The organism is Psychrobacillus sp. FSL H8-0484, assembly GCF_038005325.1.
Taxonomy (GTDB): domain Bacteria; phylum Bacillota; class Bacilli; order Bacillales_A; family Planococcaceae; genus Psychrobacillus.
Window position 1 is genome coordinate 3,099,175 of sequence record NZ_JBBOSZ010000001.1, and the last position, 19,877, is coordinate 3,119,051.

The 19,877-nt window shown below is 36.4% G+C and carries 19 protein-coding genes; 2 read left to right on the forward strand and 17 right to left on the reverse strand.

Annotated elements, in window-relative coordinates:
• Window positions 1-253 precede the first annotated feature (253 nt).
• The gene (locus MHH81_RS15160; RefSeq protein WP_340922645.1) at window positions 254-1,135 is read right to left on the reverse strand and encodes a GNAT family N-acetyltransferase; all 882 of its coding nucleotides are present in this window, start codon (window positions 1,133-1,135) and stop codon (window positions 254-256) included.
• A gap of 26 nt (window positions 1,136-1,161) precedes the next feature.
• Window positions 1,162-2,418: a GNAT family N-acetyltransferase gene (locus MHH81_RS15165; RefSeq protein WP_340922648.1), complete on the reverse strand. Its 1,257-nt coding sequence runs from the start codon at window positions 2,416-2,418 to the stop codon at window positions 1,162-1,164.
• Between the two features lie 186 nt (window positions 2,419-2,604).
• Between MHH81_RS15165 and MHH81_RS15170 the strand changes: the two genes are divergently transcribed.
• The gene (locus tag MHH81_RS15170; protein WP_340922651.1) at window positions 2,605-2,880 is read left to right on the forward strand and encodes a hypothetical protein; all 276 of its coding nucleotides are present in this window, start codon (window positions 2,605-2,607) and stop codon (window positions 2,878-2,880) included.
• Between the two features lie 238 nt (window positions 2,881-3,118).
• Here MHH81_RS15170 and MHH81_RS15175 read toward each other — a convergent pair whose 3' ends face one another.
• Window positions 3,119-3,994, reverse strand: a complete 876-nt coding sequence (locus MHH81_RS15175) for a 5'-3' exonuclease (protein ID WP_340922654.1) — start codon at window positions 3,992-3,994, stop codon at window positions 3,119-3,121.
• A gap of 208 nt (window positions 3,995-4,202) precedes the next feature.
• Here MHH81_RS15175 and MHH81_RS15180 point away from each other — a divergent pair, with 208 nt between their 5' ends.
• The gene (locus MHH81_RS15180; protein ID WP_340922657.1) at window positions 4,203-4,577 is read left to right on the forward strand and encodes a fumarylacetoacetate hydrolase family protein; all 375 of its coding nucleotides are present in this window, start codon (window positions 4,203-4,205) and stop codon (window positions 4,575-4,577) included.
• An 18-nt stretch (window positions 4,578-4,595) separates the two neighbouring features.
• On the opposite strand, the gene MHH81_RS15185 is transcribed toward MHH81_RS15180, so the two are convergent.
• The 14 genes from MHH81_RS15185 to MHH81_RS15250 form a co-directional block, all read right to left on the reverse strand.
• Complete coding sequence (locus tag MHH81_RS15185; RefSeq protein ID WP_340922660.1) at window positions 4,596-5,186, reverse strand: hypothetical protein; 591 nt, start codon at window positions 5,184-5,186, stop codon at window positions 4,596-4,598.
• A 217-nt stretch (window positions 5,187-5,403) separates the two neighbouring features.
• On the reverse strand, window positions 5,404-5,997 hold the full coding sequence (locus tag MHH81_RS15190; protein ID WP_340922663.1) for a sugar transferase: 594 nt from the start codon (window positions 5,995-5,997) through the stop codon (window positions 5,404-5,406).
• A gap of 51 nt (window positions 5,998-6,048) precedes the next feature.
• Complete coding sequence (locus MHH81_RS15195; RefSeq protein WP_340922665.1) at window positions 6,049-7,008, reverse strand: ATP-grasp domain-containing protein; 960 nt, start codon at window positions 7,006-7,008, stop codon at window positions 6,049-6,051.
• A 312-nt stretch (window positions 7,009-7,320) separates the two neighbouring features.
• Window positions 7,321-8,514: a pyridoxal-dependent decarboxylase gene (locus tag MHH81_RS15200; protein WP_340922668.1), complete on the reverse strand. Its 1,194-nt coding sequence runs from the start codon at window positions 8,512-8,514 to the stop codon at window positions 7,321-7,323.
• Between the two features lie 19 nt (window positions 8,515-8,533).
• Window positions 8,534-9,751 (reverse strand): lipopolysaccharide biosynthesis protein, encoded by a 1,218-nt coding sequence (locus MHH81_RS15205; RefSeq protein WP_340922670.1) that lies wholly within the window; start codon window positions 9,749-9,751, stop codon window positions 8,534-8,536.
• 72 nt (window positions 9,752-9,823) lie between these two features.
• Complete coding sequence (locus MHH81_RS15210) at window positions 9,824-11,098, reverse strand: O-antigen ligase family protein (RefSeq protein ID WP_340922672.1); 1,275 nt, start codon at window positions 11,096-11,098, stop codon at window positions 9,824-9,826.
• 93 nt (window positions 11,099-11,191) lie between these two features.
• Window positions 11,192-12,286 carry a glycosyltransferase gene (locus tag MHH81_RS15215; protein WP_340922675.1) on the reverse strand — a complete coding sequence of 365 codons (1,095 nt, stop codon included), beginning with the start codon at window positions 12,284-12,286 and terminating at the stop codon, window positions 11,192-11,194.
• Between the two features lie 67 nt (window positions 12,287-12,353).
• A complete protein-coding gene (locus MHH81_RS15220) occupies window positions 12,354-13,493 on the reverse strand; it encodes a DegT/DnrJ/EryC1/StrS family aminotransferase (protein ID WP_340922678.1) in 1,140 nt (379 codons plus the stop codon).
• A 55-nt stretch (window positions 13,494-13,548) separates the two neighbouring features.
• A complete protein-coding gene (locus MHH81_RS15225) occupies window positions 13,549-14,460 on the reverse strand; it encodes a GNAT family N-acetyltransferase (protein ID WP_340922680.1) in 912 nt (303 codons plus the stop codon).
• Entirely contained in the window at window positions 14,453-15,565 is a 1,113-nt protein-coding gene (locus MHH81_RS15230) for a Gfo/Idh/MocA family protein (RefSeq protein WP_340922684.1), read from the reverse strand. Before MHH81_RS15230 ends, MHH81_RS15225 begins: the two co-directional genes overlap by 8 nt.
• Entirely contained in the window at window positions 15,562-16,476 is a 915-nt protein-coding gene (locus tag MHH81_RS15235; protein WP_340922686.1) for a UDP-3-O-(3-hydroxymyristoyl)glucosamine N-acyltransferase, read from the reverse strand. The genes MHH81_RS15230 and MHH81_RS15235 overlap by 4 nt, the downstream gene beginning before the upstream one ends.
• Complete coding sequence (locus MHH81_RS15240; RefSeq protein ID WP_340922688.1) at window positions 16,473-17,204, reverse strand: hypothetical protein; 732 nt, start codon at window positions 17,202-17,204, stop codon at window positions 16,473-16,475. Before MHH81_RS15240 ends, MHH81_RS15235 begins: the two co-directional genes overlap by 4 nt.
• Before the next feature lie 11 nt (window positions 17,205-17,215).
• Window positions 17,216-18,526 (reverse strand): nucleotide sugar dehydrogenase, encoded by a 1,311-nt coding sequence (locus MHH81_RS15245; RefSeq protein WP_340922690.1) that lies wholly within the window; start codon window positions 18,524-18,526, stop codon window positions 17,216-17,218.
• A 33-nt stretch (window positions 18,527-18,559) separates the two neighbouring features.
• Window positions 18,560-19,786 carry an O-antigen polymerase gene (locus MHH81_RS15250; RefSeq protein ID WP_340922693.1) on the reverse strand — a complete coding sequence of 409 codons (1,227 nt, stop codon included), beginning with the start codon at window positions 19,784-19,786 and terminating at the stop codon, window positions 18,560-18,562.
• Between the last annotated feature and the right edge of the window lie 91 nt (window positions 19,787-19,877).

The following is a 19,877-nucleotide window of genomic DNA, read 5'->3' on the forward strand; positions in this document are numbered from 1 at the left end:
CATGTTGTTAAGTGACGAAAATCCACTCGCTTTCCGCGGGCGAACTGCCAATTCCTCTCGGGCCAACAGGATGTTGGTCACGAATCCGTTGCCACATGGATGTGGCGAACTTAGGATTTGTTCCTATAAGCTCGTTGCGGGGTCTTGGCAGCCCATTTTTCCGCAGGAGTCTCGCGGATTTTTTGTCACAAAATATATGCTTCAAAAAACTATGCATAATTAAACAGTGTCTAAAAAAACGAAATACACGTTTTTATGTTAAAAATTTCTTTACCATAAACACTTGAGAAAGCTCCATTTTTTTAAATCCTTGATTTTGTAAAAATGAAAGTGTCTTTTGCTTATAATCCACTAAATTATAAGTTGTTCTTTTGAGTGAATGTTGAAAGTACAGTCCTTCCTGTAGTACAGCATGAAGAGCACGCTCGCCTTCCTCATCTTCCTTATTAAGAACTGCTTGAAATAAAGTGACACCTTCCACTTCTGAACCGTATTGTTGCTTTGTTTTTACTAAACAAGCAGCAAGCACTTCCTCATTCTTCGTTGCAATAACCGCTTCTCCTCCAACCTTCGGGATAATGGAAGGATCCACTTGCCACGGCACTAAAGTTGGAAAAATACCTGCATTAGCTGCTTGTAAGGCTGGGATTCTTTTTAAGCTAAATTCACTTGCCACATCCTCATCGAAAGGAAGTACTCCATCCGCTTCCCAAAAATGTAATGTGTCGATTACTTCATAGCCAATCTTTTCATATAATTTAATAGCTGGATGATTCACAGTCAAAGCTTCTAAAGTAGCAACAGATACACTTTGTTGCTTCAATAGTTCGAGCGCTTTTTCCATCAGAATAGTACCAAGCTTTTTCCCACGGTACTCTGGAATGATTCCTGTTCCACCATTCCATGCTATTTTCTGTCCATCCACTTCTCGTATGCCCTGCAACACAATTCCAATAGGAATATCCTCATCAAACATGACAACTGACAACTCTGTTGAAAGCCCTTCATTGCCTAAACGTGCTACAAAAGCATCCAATGACATCTGCATCGGAACAAAATACCCTTCAAACCCACGAGTAAAAAGTTTATGCGCTTCCTTAAACGTTAGATGCTCGATTGTCTTAAACGAAATCATTCCCTAACCCCCTTTTTTACTTCCTTTTAAAACGATGTAAAACAAATAGGAGTACGTTTTGATTTAAACCACTCATCCAACTTTTTTACATCTATATTATTTAATGTCACTTCGCCGTAATTTTGAAGAGCTTCAACGGAAACGCAGCCCATCCACCAAGCGCTTAAATTATGAATACCAATTTGTACATTTGCTTGTTCATTGGATTCAGATAATTTTGTGGCATTCCAATAATCACCATTGTAAGTAATTTCATATAACCCTTGTTGCTCATTTATGAATGTATCTTCTATTTCTAGTAATATTCTTGTATTTTCTTCTGGTCTTCTAAGGTTATGAAAGTCGGTTTCGTTTACAAACGATAGGATATTAGTAATACGATACATTAAGCCTGCTCCGGTTGTTGCAACCTCATGATATGCGCTTGGTATAAGATGGTTGGAATCATTCATTGGATTCGTAAGTCCATATAAAAAGGATGAATCATTCGTACGAAAAATAATTCGATCCACTTGATCATGTTGGGAATGTAACCAAGAAGCTAACTGTTTATAAGCTAGAGGTTCTGTCCAAATCCATTCGTGCACAATCATATGTTGGTGTAGAAAGTGACTATCTTTTACTGGCTGCAATGTAAATGCTATTGCACCAATTAATCGCTCGTCCTCTACCACACCAACGTAATGGGTTGTTGCATTTTTAATATGTTGCCTTTCACTCCATGTTCTTTTAATCATCCCGTGATTGCTTTGAGCGTAATCATTATATAGAGAGACTATCTCTTCCTCATCATCTGGAGATAAGAACTTCACCAATCCTTTTTCTCCATCTGCAATAAGAGCGCTTGGCTTAATTTTAAATTCATATTTCATTGGCCCATATCCATACCCCATTTTCCGATAAAAACTTGGATTAAAAGGATACAGGGAAACGAGGGCTACATTTTCCTGTCTAGCAAATGCATGAAAATGGGAGAGAAGTTGAAATGCAATCTTCTCTTTTTTGTGAAGAAGATGTACAGCCACCATACCGATTCCGAGAATACGTTGAAATTTTCCGTTTATATTACATTCAAAATCATGCAGACGATAAATCCCTAGAAGCTCTTCAATCTTATTAAAATAGCCGAAATAGTGAATACCGTTTTGTTCCTTTTGCTCTCGTGTCAAACGCTCTACAAATTCCATTTTTTTCTCTTCTGTTTGCAAGTTCATACCTGGATAAGCAAGCGAAGCGATATTTGATGCCTCTTTATAATCTTGCGTTTGTAATAGTCGAATCAAGTCATTAACCCCTTTTTATACTCAGTTCATCTGATTTCACTATAAAATATTCCGATACTTTAGACAATACAAATATTATACGATATGTATTTGTTGCAAATTTATTCAAGTATATTTAAAGTAAAATCTAAAAAAGAGCTCTTCCCTTTTAAATAGGAAAAACTCTTTTTGAATTGGAGGTCACTAATGAAAATTCAATTGCCTGTTCAAGGCTACTCTCAATATAATGCTTCGATTCAATCTAATTATCAAGCTTCTGCTTGTGGTCCTGTCACTGCATACGTGCTACTAAATTTTTTATTCCCAAACACAAATGCTTACCATCCAAATGAACTTTACAGCAAATTAGGTGGTACTCGGATTGGGTTATTTACTTATCGTTTGGTGCGTAATATGCGCAAGCTTCTAGGACCTGATTGGTTAATAGAAAAATGCTCGTTGCAGAGTGCATTAGACGAATAAAAAATGATCGACCGCTCGCGTTAAAATTCGATAAGTATTTTACGTTTAAATGGAATAAAAAATTTACTTTTTCCTATCATTGGGTACCACTTATTGGATACGAATTAGATGAGGGTGAGCTTTTTCTACTCGTTCACGACAACGGGGGGCGAAATCGTGAAAGTAGCATCCGTAAAATACGCTATACAGACAATGCCTCCATACTTACTTTTGTAAAAGTCGCCCCCTGTTCAACTCGTTAATTTTTTAGCTGTCTAGCTAAAATCGTGTATCCATGATCGTATAAATAGTCCAATTTAGTAGAATCGATGTTTTGTACTACAAGCTGATCTAGTTCTGCTTCTATTGGAACATCTCGTCGAATGGTTGCAAGCTGTTTAGATAAATGAAGCATTTGTAAGTCTGTTTCAATTTTTGTTCGCTGCCCGACTTTTAACAAATGAAGTGAATCTATCACTTTTTCAACTGTTCCATAGGTTTGTACTAATTGTAAAGCTGTTTTCGGTCCAATCCCTTTTACTCCTGCGTACCCATCACTGGAATCCCCCATAAATGCTTTGACATCTGGGAATAGAAGTGGTGATATCCCGTATTCCTCTAGAAATCTAGCTTCGTTATATACGTCGTAAATAGTGAATCCTTTTTTCGTAAAGGCAATTTCTGTGGAAGGATGCAGAAGCTGAAGTAAATCCTTATCACCACTAACAATCGTAAACCTCGCATCATCTTGCCATTTATGTGTAATGGAAGCTATTGTATCGTCCGCTTCCATCCCCACAATGCCAAAATTCATCCAACCTAAATGCTCCGATAAATCTTGTGCCATATCAAATTGAGGTACAAGTTCTTCAGCAGGCTTTGGTCGATTGGATTTGTAGCCATCATATAGATCATTCCGAAATGTATTCATCCCTTTATCCCAACAAATGGCCAGATGGGTCGGCTGCATTAATTGCTGTGCAGCTAGTACATGCCGAGCAAATCCTTGTACAGCATTTGTCGGAATCCCTTTATCGTTTTTAAAATAGTTTCCAGACATCGCTGTTGCAAAAAACGAGCGAAATAGTAGAGCCATTCCATCTATTACTAGTACATGTGGTTTTTCCTGTGTCATATTCAACATCCTTTTCCATTCATTATTCATAAGTATAACATGTACGTATTGAATAAAGAGAAAGATAGATTTAGCATAGTTGCTAAAGCAAATCCTAGTAAAAAGTATTGAAATACAAAAGGTTATTAGTTGGTAACTACTCTATTTTTTCGTTTGAAAGCAGCTTAAATATTACTAATAATTCAGGAAAAGGAATGGAGGATATCGAATGGGTTTGAAAATTGTACGTTTCCAACAGCAAAACAATATATATTGGGGTGTCGTCAAAGAACAAAAAATCGCTGTATTAACAGAGCAATATGACAGATTAGCTAGATTTTTGAAATATGGAATATCCGAAGCAAAAGTTATAATGATTCAGGAGAATAATAGAATGGTTTCATTCGATGATGTAAAATTATTAAGCCCCTTTACAAGTCCGGCGCAAATTATTTGCCAAGGTGTTAACTATTCAACCCTTCACGAAGAAACAGGTTTTGATAAGAACCGTCCACCATACAACTTGATATACGGTAAAACAACCAGTTCACTTACAGGGGCTGTGGATGATACTGTGCGTCCAAGAAGCTTTTCAGTGAAATGAAACCCAACTATTTTAAGTTCAAGTTTTTACTCTCTCAATTCCTTTAGGAGTTATCGTTTCTTTTGCCCATAAAAAATTCCGATACGTTTTTGCTCTTAATGTATTTGTAGAAAAGATAGTTTTTCTTGTGTAATCATCCGAATCATCATAAGAAGTTACAATTCGTTTAGATTGCTCCTTCATATTTCTTGCTTGCAAATAGTTGGATAGTTTAACAGGAGTACCCCTATTCTCTACTAAACCATGTAAATAAAAAACGGCACTCTTCTTTTGCTTAATAATTGCATCAAAAACAAACATAATGACCCGATCCATGTCTCTTTTTCGAGCAATTATATCCATATAATTAGCATTATCAAGAGCTAAAAACTGCACTATATAGCCAAACCAAGTTTTTTTCAATTGAATCGGAAAAAATGCAATAATACGTTTATGCTCTCTTACTGCATATATTTCCACTTCTTCATTTTCACTTAGGAAACGCCACCAGTTATAAACAAATTCAAACTCTATAAATGGGTTCGTATTTTGATTTTCTGCTGAAATAGCAGACCATTCTTTCTCATATACTCCCAGATGTTTATACGTGCTAATTACAATGAGCTCCAAATAATCCTCCATTCAAGTCAGGTTTGTTTGATAAGCGCATAATATTAAATAGTCTCCTCTAGCTCGGGAAAATACGGGGTCCACCAGAAAGTTCAGTTTGATCATTTCTTCAAGTACCACTTTACTTGAATCAACAGAGCCAATTAGGATTGATTTCATTTCCATCTCCTTACGGTTAAAAACAGACTTTTCACTATTCATTTTCATACCTACAACATTAACTGCTTTTAAAATACTCCTCACCGAACACAATTATCGCAACCGTTTTAATAATGATTTTAACATCGAGTAAAATGGAATAATTTCGAATATATGCAAGGTCATATTTGATTCGTTTCTCCCACGATATTGAATTACCCCCTTTGACTTGGGCAAGACCTGTCATTCCTGGTTTCATCTGAAGACGATGCATCTGAACCGGTGTATATTCCTCTACTTGTATACGAACTGTTGGTCTAGGTCCTACTAAACTCATCTCTCCTACCAAAACATTGACAAGCTGCGGAAGTTCGTCTATTTTTGTCCTTCTTAAAAATTTCCCTAATGTAGTAATTCGATTTTCATCCTTTGAAAAATCTAAATTTCTCTCTGCTTCCACGTCAACCTTCATCGTTCGGAATTTAAATATATGGAAGTCTACCCCGCTTTTCCCCACCCTTTCTTGCTTAAAAAAAACGGGACCAGGCATCGTGATTTTCATAAGCAAGACAATCACAACAATCAGTGGTGATAACAATAGCAATCCTAAACCACTACCAACTAGATCGATCAGTCTTTTAAAAAACAGTTTCAGATTACTGACTGTGTACATATTCCAAAGCTCCTTCATCTTCGTTCCAACCACTGAATTCTCAACATCTAGTTATCTAATAATCTTGATTTCGTTGTATTTCATCATCCGAATACGTTCTTCGTACCGACCAATGACATTTTTATTCACTTGATTGTGTAAATTATGGACGATCATCTTCGGTATGTTGACACCACTTTCATAGGCATGCGGGTAACCTCCACCAAAACGTGGATTCACTTCCGAAATGATATATTCCCCATTTACTTTAAAAATGTCGATGTCAATGATTCCTCTAAAACCAACCACTTTCACAAAATCTTTAATAAGATCAAACAGTTTTTCATCTTTGATAGAAATGGATTTATCCGTTTCTCCTGCTCTCATCGCAAGCTTTTCTTTTGTAAAAATGGCGACGGGTTCACCTGAATGGAGATCTATATACACATCCGCGCCGATTTCAACCCCATCTATAAATTCCTGAATCATCATATTCTTATAGTTTTTAAATAATAATTCAACTTCCTCTTTTGATGTCACTTTATTGATATGGATACTTGCGCTGCCCTTTACTGGTTTAACAAATACGGGAAAGTCTACAACCCCAGCATCCACATTTCGATAAAATTCTTCTTTATCAATATAGCTTTTAATTGAATGAAAGCCGTTTATTACTAGAAATGTATTCAGAGAAAACTTATCAAAGCACATCTCAACGATTTCTAAATCAGACACAATCGGGATGGTGCCTACGTTTAAAAATTCTTCTCGATGTTTCGCTAACAAACTGATTTCCGGGTCGATTAACGTAAACACAGCCTTGACATCATTATTTTTACATATTGCTAGAATCGTACTTAAATAATCTTGATGATCAATCCTTGGAACGATAAAGTACTGGTCCGCATCATAAAGTGCTGGTGCGAGAGGACTACAATCTGTCGCGTAGACCTTGCCGATTCCTTCAAGCTCTTTTTTGAAGTATTGAACGATTTTATTCCTAGTTCCACAACTAAGAATCAATATGTTCATTTGAAAAGCTCCTCTCATTTTTTTTGAGCGCTAACCTTTAGTTGCTGAGCGGTGCTACTACTTATGAGCAACGACCCGGGATATATGAGCACGAAACTCGGGTTTATGAGCGCGTTTCTTGGGTTTATGAGCGACTTTTTTCCTGTTACGTGCGCCTCTCATTTTTATGTGTGCGAAACTCGGGTTTATGAGCATCAACCTGTCATTTATGAGCACCTTTTCCCCGGTTATGAGCACGTCGCACGTATCTATGTGCACCTTTCCCCCCGTCATGAGCGCGCCTTCCTCCTCCAAACTGCCAAAGAGATATCTTCACAAATAATGATCAGCTGTCCATTTTTCACGAGCTTCCATCATCACGCCATCTTTCTCGACATAGACAGCAGGAAAGAACTTAATAAATAACGGAGATAGACTCATGGAATACGCGCCAACTTTTTCATAAATGATTTGATCCCCAACCAAAACTCGAGGAGCGTCCTCTAGCACCATGATTCGGTCATCCTCCATGCAGGTAAACCCAGAGATGACTTGTTTGTCGATAAGCTTTCTATCCTCACTATCCTTATACTGAACCCTAAAAAACTTGATCCCCTTATTTTTCAGTGGATTGATATTAATGTGACTACCATCCGTTGTGACAAAATGATTCGCACTCGTTTGCTTCACATCAACGACACTTGTGACAAAACTAAATGGAGAGGAGACAATCGACGTTCCTGGTTCTACGATTAAAACCGTCTCTTCTTTATTAAATACTTTGCTTAATTCAAAAGAAATTACTTCGATATATTCATCAAACTGGGGTTTATCTTTAAGCCCTCCAAAAAACCCTCCACCGACATCCACATACTTTAGCTTTAGTGAATATTTTTGTGTGATTTCACAGGCCATTTTCGAAATCGCTCGATAGATATTTAAACTTCTTGTCTTTGTACTGCAATGTAAATGCAGGCCTGTTAAGCTGATCGTTTTTAGCGCATTGACAGTATCAATCGCTTTCTTCAAATCCCCATTTTCATAACAAAACCCAAATCGTCCACCCTCTGCTCCCATGACAGTTTCATTGGGACAGGCACGCTCCAAATCAAAGTTCACGCGGATACCAACTTCGTACATTTCCCTTCTAGATTGATCCAATTCTCTAAGCCAATCTAGCTCCCTTTGCGAATCAACATTCACAATACATCCATTTTTGATGGCTTCGATAAACGTTTCTTTTGATTTGGCGACTCCGTTATAAATGATTTTATCTTTTTCATACCCCAGCCTCTTCGCTAATTCATATTCATCGTCTGAAACCACTTCTGCATAGATTCCGTGCTCTTTAAAGTAATTCAATAACCAAGGTAAGCCGTTCGTTTTGAATGAATAACCGATGATTGAGTGATCCCAATGTTTCCGAAGTGCGTCTTCCAGCTGATTGAGATTTGAATCTAATTCGTTTTCATCGATTAAAAAATATGGCGTTTCTAAGTGATCATGCGTCAACCTTTGATTTTTCACTATTTTCCACCCTTTGATTTTATTCACTTATTACATGATCTTCGTGATTTCGACGATTACTTACGATAAAAATACAAACCATGAGGATTAATTGATACACACTTGAAATGAAAATCCCGATACAAAAGCCCATTAATCCATAAAATTGATACAAGACAAACGCACAAACCATATAGACAATCACATTGGATCCATTAATAATCAACTGCCAATTAATATGGTTAAATTTCAGAATAAAAGGTTGGATGACCGAACTAATCACACCGACAATAGCCGTTGCGGTTGTAATATAAATATATTTTAACGACTCATTTGCCCAATCAGGATATAAAAAACCGAGAACAAACGGACTGATCCAAATCGTCAAAACATATCCAATGATGCCAACAATCCCTGTCAGTAGCAAAATCGAACCAAATGTTTTGTGATTAAATTTTTCTAGTCTCGCTATATAACTCAAAATCACCCCATTAATCGGCGTGATGGCCATGGACATGATTTTACCGATGATGGTCGCCGTATAATAAATCGTTACCGCAGCTGGGCCAAGTAAGGGAAAAATTAATAGTTTATCTGCATAATTTAATATGTTTGTTAGTAGAGAAGAGCCGAGGAGAACGATACTTTTATAAGTAGTGGAGTTAAATAGGTCTGTGCGTACAACTGGTTCTTTCAATAGGGTTGAATTTTTGATGATATAGAGAACACTAAATCCGTATCCAGAAATAAAGATGAATTGCCAGTATCCCATCAAACTAAATAAAAAAGTGCCCAAAATATAGCCAATGGTTAAGATCACATTATTGATTACAATCTTTTTATAGTTTAACTGTAGCCGAAAACTGACGCCTAAATATTCTCTTAATAAATTTGAACAGGAGATGAGGACGATTAAACTAATACTGATGAATGAAAACTTACCTTCATAATAGATCGTTCCAATGATCATCATGATCGTGCTTAACACAATACTACTGATTAATAAAATATTGAAATCACCAAAAATTTGCTTTTTACTATATTCTTTATCTACTAATAAACGGATATTGTTTAACACATTGCCGAACGGAAAACTCAATACAGTAAAGAGACTGATTAATGTAACAATCAAACCGTATTGGTCTCCACCTAATCGGTCCCCAATAATCGGTAGTGTCACTAATTGAAGAATAATGATCGGTATGGCTGTAGCGACAATATTTAATAGTGAATCAAGCAAAAATTGTTTCTTATTCATGATTAAAACTCCCTATAAAATCATGTTGGATCAATAGGTTCCCCTAATACTGTACTACATTTATAAGTTGTTCTATCTATTCTTCCATTTAACTGAGTACTCATCGAAGGGTTCACATTCACTCATTTGTTCCCCAGTCTGCTTCAATGAATTTCCTCTATTCATCGTTAATTGGCTGATCATTAATCCTAATAACGTCCAAAAATTCACATCAATTAAATAGGAACCACTGACCAACAGACTGACAAATCCAAGACTAATCCAGATAATCATCATGTTGTACACATTCATGTCTTTGACGAACAATAATTTTAGTAACCACATAATGAACGCAATGACCAAAATTAACCCTATGATGACACCAAAATTTAAAAAAACCTCTAAAATGATATTATGCGCATAGTTACCATCCGCAACTCGACGATCACCTGCAATCCCAATCCCTAAAATAGGTTGTTGCACAATTTCTGTTAGTATTTTTTCGTATATTCGATCTCGCCCACTTAAGTGAAGATAGTCATTTAAGAATAACGAGATATTTCTACTATCGATGTTAAATTTCGATAGAAAATCATCAATGGCAAGTAAGATTTTTTCAAAATATAAGATTGTGAAGATCGCAACTAGGAAAGAAGACATGTATATCATAACTTTTGAAAAATTTAGTTTAGAAACCGGTCGAATTAACTTAAGGATAATAAAAATCCCAATACACAAAATAGGTCCTCTCGATCCGATTGCTAAAATAATGATCAGTGAAAAACAGGTAATGAATAGTGCTTTCAATGAGAAGCGATCTAATAATTCATCTAAAAAGAGGATAGTCGGTAACAGCATATAATAGGATAAGGCCATACTATAATCGTTTGCGAATTCATTATTCATAAGGATTTGTATGCATGACAAAAACCCAAACAGAAAGATAATGAGACTCGCTTTTTTCATGACCTCCTTCAAAATGGACCAGTTTTTTAGACTTAAGGTATAGATAAAGACAGGTAAACACATAAAAAAAAGTGGAAAAATCAATTCAATCATATGCTCTTGATTTTCTGGGAATAGGAGATAATGAATTAATAATATGAAGATCGCAACATAATACACAACAATGAATTCTACTTTTTTTCTTTTAAATACAGTTGGTAATGTATAAAGAAAGATGATCCCAACGACGGTCTTGGATAGTAATTGTATGATTGATCCATTAGCTGTTGCCATTAGATTGAAGGAAATTAAAATAAAATACTGAATAGTTAGGATGACGGTGGAGGAGATGATGGCGATACTGATTTTTAGATCCTCTATTTCTTCAGGATTTCTATTGTTTTTCATCGCATCAATTACCATAACAAGCCTCCACCTCTAACTTATATATGTGTGCAAAGGAACTTTTTTCGATATGAAGATTTATTTTCATGCTCATAGAGAGCGAATCGTCCTTTATAAGCTGTTATATAAAGCGATTAATTTTTGTTCTTCGATACTCCAATTGTATTTTTCTTTTACTGCCAATCGACCATTTCCTCCCATTTCCTTTGCGATTTCAGGGTTTTTCAATAAGTACAAAATAGCCTCCGTGATTTCATCGACATTTTCAGGATCGACTAGGATGGCAAATTTGTATCTTTTCAATTCTTCCCTGGCATATGGAAAATCGGTTATAATGACGGGCAATCCCATCGCCATATATTCATAGACTTTTGTTGCAAAATGATCGCCTTTGTTATATTGGCCAACATTTAAAATTGTACATAGACCAATCCTACTTTTTCGCAAAATATCCGTTACTTCTTCTCGATTCACATGTCCTCTATATTCCACACACGAAAACTCTTTTCTACCGCTAACCTCTTGAAGATAACGATTCGGGGATAAAACGCCCCCTAATATTAGGTTGACCTTTGATTTATAGGCGGCTAGGATGTTATGCGTAATGCCTCGATCATAGGTTAACGTACCAATATGACAAACTGTATTCTTTTGTTTCACTTCATTTTCATTAAAACGATCGTACAATTCGTGTAACATAGGAAAGTTGTCAATAAAAGCTGTTTTTTTCGCCCGGTTTTCAAAAGGATTTTTTAAACTATACGTACATGGAAAAACGACCGCATCGATTCGTTTGATCGAATATGTTTCATATACATAGTAAATTTTAGAGAAGATGTTTCGTAAAAACTTTGGAATATATTCTTTTCCTTTAATTTGTATCGTATAATTTTCGTGGGAATCAAAGATGACTTTCTTTCCTCGTTTTTTTAGCTTATTCCCGATTGGCATTAATTCAGGATCATGATAATGATAGATATCGGCATCTACTTCCACCGCTTTTTTAAATATCTTTTTCTTGGAGTTCAACATCCGATCAAGTCGGCTCTTTGGCTTAAAATTGGTCGAGATGATCTTTACTTGATCCACTGTTTCATTAGGTAATTGATCATTTACAATTAAGGAGACATCATAGCCATGACTTGCTAATGATTTACATTCCTTTTCAAATATGCGAATATCATAACGTTCATGAGCACTCGTCATATGACATACTTTTTTGATGATGGTCCCTCCATTATCCGTTCATTACATATTCCACTATTTGTCTCGTCTATAAGTTGCTCTTCTTGATATAGTCTGAAACCACTTTTGCTACAAGTTCTACATCCGTTTCCTTCAAATATGGATGCATTGGTAACGACAGAACACAATCACAAAGCTCGTTAGTAACTTGAAAATCTTCTTCATTAAATTGTAAATGTACAAATGCTTTTTGTTTATGCATTGGATTCACGTAATACACCATACTTGGAATCCCGTTCTTATTGAGATGTTGTTGTAACTGATACCGTTGCTCCCTATTCTTAAGCTTAATAGTATACTGAGCAAAGCTAGAAAAAAATCCATCGGGGATGGCAGGTGTATCAACCATTCCACTCAATTTTTCATTATAAAGTTGATAAATTCGGTTTACGTCATCCAATTCATGCTGGATGAGCGCATCAAGCTTGACTTGTAAAATGGCTGCTTGGATCGTATCAAGTCGCGAATTCAACCCAATGCGAATATTGTCGTACTTATTTTCGCCTTTTCCATGAACCTTCAAAGACTTTAACAACTCTGCTAATTCATCATCATCCGTAAAAATTGCCCCACCATCTCCATAACAACCTAAAGGCTTCGCTGGGAAGAAAGAAGTTGTTGCGGCATCACCAAAACTGCATGCTCGTTTCCCATGAATATTACCCCCAAAGCCTTGGGCAGCGTCTTCTATTACATGTAAATGATATTTCTTTGCGATACGCTCGATTTCAAGATGATCAGCAGGTAACCCAAATAAATCAACAGGAATAATCACTTTTGGTGTGACTTTCCCTTCTTTCAACGTTTTAACAATGGCCTTCTCTAGTTGCGTTGGATCCATGTTAAAGGTATCTTTACATACATCGACAAACACCGGTGTTGCACCACAGTACGAAACGACTTCTCCAGTTGAGAAGAAAGTTAAATCCGGAACGAATATTGCATCGCCTTCCCCAATTCCCCACGCCATTAGCACGAGAGTCATCGCTTCTGTTCCATTCGCACACGTGATGCAATGCTTAACACCTACATAATTAGCTAATCTTTTTTCGAGTTCCTTTACTTCTCTTCCTTCGATATAATTGGAATGAAACAAAACACCTTGAATCGCTGAATCGATTTCATGTTTATAGGTCTGATATTGAGCCTGTAAATCTCGAAATTGCATAGCCACTCTCCAATCTACACATAATCCACCCGGAAAACCCAATACGTCCGTAACACTAGAAGACTTTATAAATATTATGGTAAGGCATTTGCTCGGCACCAAATTGTCTGAAAAACTGCTCAATATTTTTCTTCATGCTTCCTTCAAAATCAAACTTCCGACTCAACCGACTCGCTAATTTAATTCCCTCATAAATGAGTAAAGTTAATGATTGATTGTTTCGATAGTCAGGATTTGAACCGGACATTAAATAATAAACCGTCTCGTCATCCCAAACAAAATAAGCTGTGGCATGAATTTGATGTTGCTCATCCGAACAATAATAGATTTTCCTAGCATTTCTTTGTTCACATGCTTCATCAATTCTCGAAACCGTTTCAAATGAATACGGGATTTCTAAGTTTTGCCTCTCAAACGTCAGTTTATTTAAATGATAGAATTCATGGATTCCAAGACCTTCATAAACCTGCAAAGTTTTCTCGGCTTTTCTTATATTCTTTCGTATATTGGAATTGAAATTTTGATAGACTTCATCAAGATTAGAAGTATGGTGTATGACATACGTATACCTTGTTGTTTGCGAGTACCCACGCCATAAAAAAGGTAACCAGTTCGTCACAGAATAATGAAAGTATTGTTGGTATTTTGTTAACCCCAGTTTCTCGATTTCATCTATGATGGTATTCATCATGTTTTTTTCATACGTCAGTTTTCTTTCGTATTTTTGATCTGGGGGATAACGCATCCAAATGCCATTAGTTTGGGTTAATGTTGCTTTTCGAATTTCTTTCACGTCTCTGGACTGTTGGAGATAGTATGGCAAGGACGCACGGATTTCGCCGTTTTCTTCAATTAAGATCACATCCCAATCATTCGGACAAACCGCATCCATCCACCAACCTTTTGAAAATAACGGAATGGTTGTTTCCTGCTCGCTGAACTGCCGATACTTTTCGAGGTCAGTCATACCCCTGCCCACTTTCACTAACTCGATGAAATAAATTAATAAAATCCAATGTACTCGCCTTCTCAAGTGGAAGTTGGACACTTTTCTTTTCAGCTGCTGACTTATAAATGGCGAGCACGAGTTCCAATGCTCTTCTCCCATCCTCAGCGGTCACATATGGCTCACGGTCCTGCTCAATCGCCTCGATCACATCAGCATAGAGTGGCGTATGACCAAACCCATAAACGGTTGGCGGATTCTCGAGATACTTGGCTTTTACTTCCTGTGAATCGTCCAATTGATCCGCAAACAGCCATTCTTCAATAATATTCACCGATTTCCCACCGATTTTGACGGTGCCTTGATCCCCGAACACATAGAGCGTTTCCTCAAAATTTTGAGGATAGATGTTTGTTGTCCCCTCAATCACACCATAACTACCATTCGCAAAACGTACTAATGCAATCCCAAGATCCTCCGCTTCGATAAATGGATGCTTTAAATTATCCGTCATTCCAACAACTTCTACAATGTCGTCACCCATCATCCACCTCAAAAGATCAATATTATGAATGCATTGATTCATGAGCGCCCCACCGTCTTGCTGCCAAGTCCCTCGCCAAGGTGCCTGGATGTAGTAGTCCTCTCCTCGGTTCCAGCGGATATGGGCTGTTCCGTGAAGTAGTCTACCAAAACGACCTGCCTCTACTGCTTCTCTCAATTTTTGAACCGATTTATTAAACCGATTTTGGTGGCAAGCACTTACTTTTAAATTTTTCGCCTCTGCCCTTTCAATAATCTGATCAGCTTCTTCTAAAGAAAGCGCGATGGGTTTTTCAATAATCAAATGGCTTCCCGAATCGATACAATCCAATGCAATTTGTCCATGTTTCCCGCTTTCTGTACAAATCGCCACTAAATCAGGTTTTTCAATTGCCAGCATCTGTCGATAATCCGTATATTTAGTTACTGCAACCCCTAAATCAAATGTTGAAATGGTCTGCTCCATTTTCTTTTCATCGAGATCACAAATGGCGACAATGTCTAACTTATTTTGAATAGCAGCGGCCAGATGATTCGGTGAAATCCTCCCGCAACCGATGATGGCAAATCGTAAGTTCGTCATTTCTCACCCTCACGATTTCTTATTTTTTTTCCAGGCACACCGACAATCACCACATTATCCTCCACATCTTTAACGACGACCGAACCTAAGCCGATTAAACTATTGGTGCCAATGGTTACTTGATTTCGAATCGTCGCTGCAGGAGAGATATAAACATTTTTCTTAATCCACACACTTCCAGAGATATTGACCAAAGAGGCAATCATGACATGATCTTCAATGATGACATTATGGGCGATGTGACAAAGGTTGTTAATTTTTACATGATTCCCGATTTCCACATCCCCTAACGTTCCTCTGTCAATACATGTATTCGCCCCAATTTCCACATCTTCGCCAATGATCACACCGCCAAAATGGGGAACTCTAACATTGATCCCGTCAGTATTTTCAAAATACCCGAACCCATCAGTACCAATCACAGCACCTGAACGAATGATTGTATCTTTTCCAATCTTGACTTTACCTTGGATCGAAACATTATTTTCGATTCGTACATTGTCTGAAATCACAACTTCTGGCCCAATATAACAATGGTGACCAATGTAAACCTGTTTACCGATACTCCTCGTTTCAACAACCGATGTTGCACTAATAAATTCAACCTTCGTCTCTTCATGAAAAAATTGATTGAGTATCGTAAAGTACACGGCTTTTGGATTGTCACAAAAAATAAAGTTTGCCTTCTCAAAAGAACTTGTATCAAATTTTAGTGAGACAATGAGCGAATTTGTAATGTCTTTTCCCATAATGGCTTGCATTTTTTTCTCGTCTTTAATCCATGAAATTAAATTGGCAGCAATTTTTTCAATGGAAACACAGCTATGAATCGTGAGTTCTGAATCACCGATAAATGTGTAGGGCATTTCTTTAGTATCTAAAAAGTCTGTGATATCTTTTATACGAATCACCCTGTTATCTCCTTCCAATCAATCACTTGATCTAATGCGGTGAAATTGTCATACATAAAATCATATCGTTCACTAATCGATTGTTTGAGGAATTCCTTTAGCTTAACTTCCATTGTTTCAATTTCAGTAGAATACCAGAAAGGATGGGTAAGAATGTGCAGCTTTTCATATTTTCCAGATTCAATCGTTTCAATTGGATTTTCCCGCCATTTCATTCTTGAATCTGAAACGTATTTCATACTTTTAAAGTATCTGGAGGAATAGGAATTGATGATTTGATGGAATTGAATATTATTTTCTAATACGAGTTTGGAAGGTCGATGCATGGAAACTACTTTTACTTCAGTATTTAGTAAGTTACCGAGAATTTCGGCTTCCATTTGTACAGATTTCTGCATATCTTCAATAGTTTGAATATCATATCGTTTTTCATCAAAATGAAGGCCAATTTCGTGACCTAACGACTGGATTTGTTTTAGCTTTTCGAAGGATTCTTTTGAAAAGATATTATAAAAATTAGTGGATAATAGAATGAAATAGGTTGATTTCACGGCTAAGTCATGTTCTAGTCTGGCCATTTCTAGTGCTTTTTCAAGTGAGAAATCAACATCGTGCCTGATGATGACCGATTTTTTGACAGTTTCACTTTCGCGATACAAACAAAAGTAATACCCGTTGTGTCTTAATAATTCCAGCAGCTCGATGTAGGCTTTTGTTGTAAACTCCATTTAGTCTCCCCTTACAACAATTCGATTTTTTCCCGATTCAAAACATTCTGCATGGCATTTTTCGTATCAAAGATTGCCTTCGCATGTTGCTGAACGAAATCATAATCTACCTTTGTATGGGCAGTTGTGATCATTACTAAATCAGCACTTTCAATAAGCTCTGCAGTTAATTTTGATTCACCCTTTTTGATCACACCGTGTTCATCACGATATTCTGAAATATAAGGATCATAATAGATCACATCAGCAGCATTTTTTTCTAATACTTCGATAACTCGAATCGCCGGGCTTTCTCTATAATCTTCAATATCTTGTTTATACGCGACACCGAGGACTAAAATGCGCGATGCACTTAACGCCTTTTTCGACTTGTTTAGGATTTTACTTGCTCGTTCCACACAGTATTCCGGCATCCGGTCATTAATCATCATGGAAGACTCAATCATGGATGTGTGAAACCCATATTCACGCGCTTTCCACGACAAATAATAGGGATCTAGTGGAATGCAATGACCCCCTAAACCTGGCCCTGGGTAAAAGGCCTGAAATCCATAGGGTTTCGTTGCAGCAGCATCGACCACTTCCCAAAAATTAATGCCCATTCTGTTACAAAGAATGGTTAATTCATTGACGAGGCCAATATTGATATTTCTGTAGGTGTTCTCTAAGATTTTTTCCATTTCTGCAATCGCAGGTGATGAAACCCGATGAATCGGTGCTTCTAAAATGCTCTCATATAAACTCGCTGCGATTTCCGTACATTTTGCAGTCATTCCCCCAACCACTTTTGGGGTATTTTTCGTTTTATAGCGTAAATTCCCAGGATCGACTCGTTCAGGCGAAAACGCAAGATAGAAATCGACCCCACATTTCAGACCCGATGATTCCAAAATCGGCTTAAGAAGTTCTTCTGTTGTACCAGGATAGGTTGTAGATTCTAAAACGATTAACATTCCTTTATGCATATAAGGAACAATACTCTCTGCCGAAGCTTTCACATAACTAATATCCGGTTGCTTATAGAGGTCTAACGGTGTCGGCACACAAATACATACACAATCTGCCTGTGCAACCTGTGCAAAATCTGAGGTGGCGGTAAGGTAGCCTGATTGTACGATTTGTTCAAGGTCTTCGTTCACAACATCTCCAATGTAATTGATACCGGAATTCACCATAACTACTTTAGAATCTTGTATATCGAATCCGATTGTCCGGTACCCCGCTTTTGCCTTCTCCACAGCAAGAGGAAGACCAACATAACCCAGCCCTATAACCCCCAGTGTTGCTGTCTTATTAAGCAATTTTTCCTTTATAGTCTCCATTTTTCCACCCATCATTTTTTTTTGAGCTTGCCATCAAGTCTTTTCGTGTCTGTTAACCACGGAATTAGTTAGCCATATAACAAAAATTGCAATTATTATTCCATGAGTTAAAAGACTAGTAAATAGGGCTGAATCAACTAGTGCAGTTCCAGGAATGATGATAATTCCAGTTGATAAAACTAATGGAGTATTTTTTGACACACTATCTAATATTTTTAATACTCCCCCTAAGATCAACATAAAAAGTAGAATTCCAATTATTCCGAAATTCAAATAAGCATCCCCGAATATACCTACGTTAGGGCTAAAGTCTCTACCAAATACTTTTTGTGCTACTAAATAAACTGGATTAGTACCATATGGATTATCAATGATAAAAGAAAGGAAAGATGCGGACAACTTATATTTAGTCATGTTCTCATAAAAATCAAAATATAAAAAATGTAACTGTGCAGGAACATAAAATAACCTTCTTAAAAAGAGTGATAACATATTTGGGTTATTAGAAATACTGTACAAAATATCTAAAATACTTAGTGAAAATATTAAGGCAGATGTGATAAAAAATAATATATTGTTCTGATAACCCTTTTTAAAGAAATAATAAATTCCAAAAATAAGAATAGGCGCAAAAAGATAACTCTTATGTCCTGTCATCGCAAAAATTGAAATTTGTAAAATTAAGGAAACAAAAACTAATATTCTATTTTTCCTGATCAATCCATAAATCAACAAGAACAAATTTGTTATATGCGCTTGCCAAGGCAATAAATAAGCCATTAACCGATTATCACTACTAGTGTTAAATTCTTCTCTAGTTGAATAAACATCTGAAAGATCAAAATTTATTCTTTGTAGACCACCAGTCACGATTAAAAAAACATAAACAATGATGGTTAAAAAAAATAATATTAAAAATGATAAATTTTTTCCCTCTTTTAAAGTAGGAAGTTTTAGCATTGGGGTTTTTACTAGAATATAAAAAAGTAATAAAAATGACAGTGAAATGGTTAGAAAAAATTCTCGTGAATGATCCTGTAACCAATAAAGTGATGAAATAGGTAAAAATAAATTGATAAACAGTACATATACTACAATTTTGCTTGGATAACTTAGATTTTCTAATTTAATTATAAAAATACTTAAGATGAAAACTACTAGGTAAGATTCGAATAATTTAAAGATTGATATCTTAATAGTAAACCCTTCATATTCAAATACTGGATTTACAAATAAAAAGTAACCGTATTCCAATAGCATTTTAAAAACGATTATTACGAATAGTGTATATAGATATTTTTTTTTAAATGTAATATTAATAATAGACAGATCACATCCTCACATAGATCTG

Excerpts from the sequence above, each read along its gene's own strand:
- MHH81_RS15190 (WP_340922663.1), bottom strand. The coding sequence starts at position 5,997 with ATGTACACAGTCAGTAATCTGAAACTGTTTTTTAAAAGACTGATCGAT.
- MHH81_RS15250 (WP_340922693.1), bottom strand. The coding sequence starts at position 19,786 with ATGCTATTGGAATACGGTTACTTTTTATTTGTAAATCCAGTATTTGAA.
- MHH81_RS15205 (WP_340922670.1), bottom strand. The coding sequence starts at position 9,751 with ATGAATAAGAAACAATTTTTGCTTGATTCACTATTAAATATTGTCGCT.
- MHH81_RS15195 (WP_340922665.1), bottom strand. The coding sequence starts at position 7,008 with ATGAACATATTGATTCTTAGTTGTGGAACTAGGAATAAAATCGTTCAA.
- MHH81_RS15170 (WP_340922651.1), top strand. The coding sequence starts at position 2,605 with ATGAAAATTCAATTGCCTGTTCAAGGCTACTCTCAATATAATGCTTCG.
- MHH81_RS15215 (WP_340922675.1), bottom strand. The coding sequence starts at position 12,286 with ATGACGAGTGCTCATGAACGTTATGATATTCGCATATTTGAAAAGGAA.
- MHH81_RS15160 (WP_340922645.1), bottom strand. The coding sequence starts at position 1,135 with ATGATTTCGTTTAAGACAATCGAGCATCTAACGTTTAAGGAAGCGCAT.
- MHH81_RS15230 (WP_340922684.1), bottom strand. The coding sequence starts at position 15,565 with ATGACGAACTTACGATTTGCCATCATCGGTTGCGGGAGGATTTCACCG.
- MHH81_RS15240 (WP_340922688.1), bottom strand. The coding sequence starts at position 17,204 with ATGGAGTTTACAACAAAAGCCTACATCGAGCTGCTGGAATTATTAAGA.
- MHH81_RS15175 (WP_340922654.1), bottom strand. The coding sequence starts at position 3,994 with ATGACACAGGAAAAACCACATGTACTAGTAATAGATGGAATGGCTCTA.
- MHH81_RS15225 (WP_340922680.1), bottom strand. The coding sequence starts at position 14,460 with ATGACTGACCTCGAAAAGTATCGGCAGTTCAGCGAGCAGGAAACAACC.
- MHH81_RS15220 (WP_340922678.1), bottom strand. The coding sequence starts at position 13,493 with ATGCAATTTCGAGATTTACAGGCTCAATATCAGACCTATAAACATGAA.
- MHH81_RS15245 (WP_340922690.1), bottom strand. The coding sequence starts at position 18,526 with ATGGAGACTATAAAGGAAAAATTGCTTAATAAGACAGCAACACTGGGG.
- MHH81_RS15180 (WP_340922657.1), top strand. The coding sequence starts at position 4,203 with ATGGGTTTGAAAATTGTACGTTTCCAACAGCAAAACAATATATATTGG.
- MHH81_RS15210 (WP_340922672.1), bottom strand. The coding sequence starts at position 11,098 with ATGGTAATTGATGCGATGAAAAACAATAGAAATCCTGAAGAAATAGAG.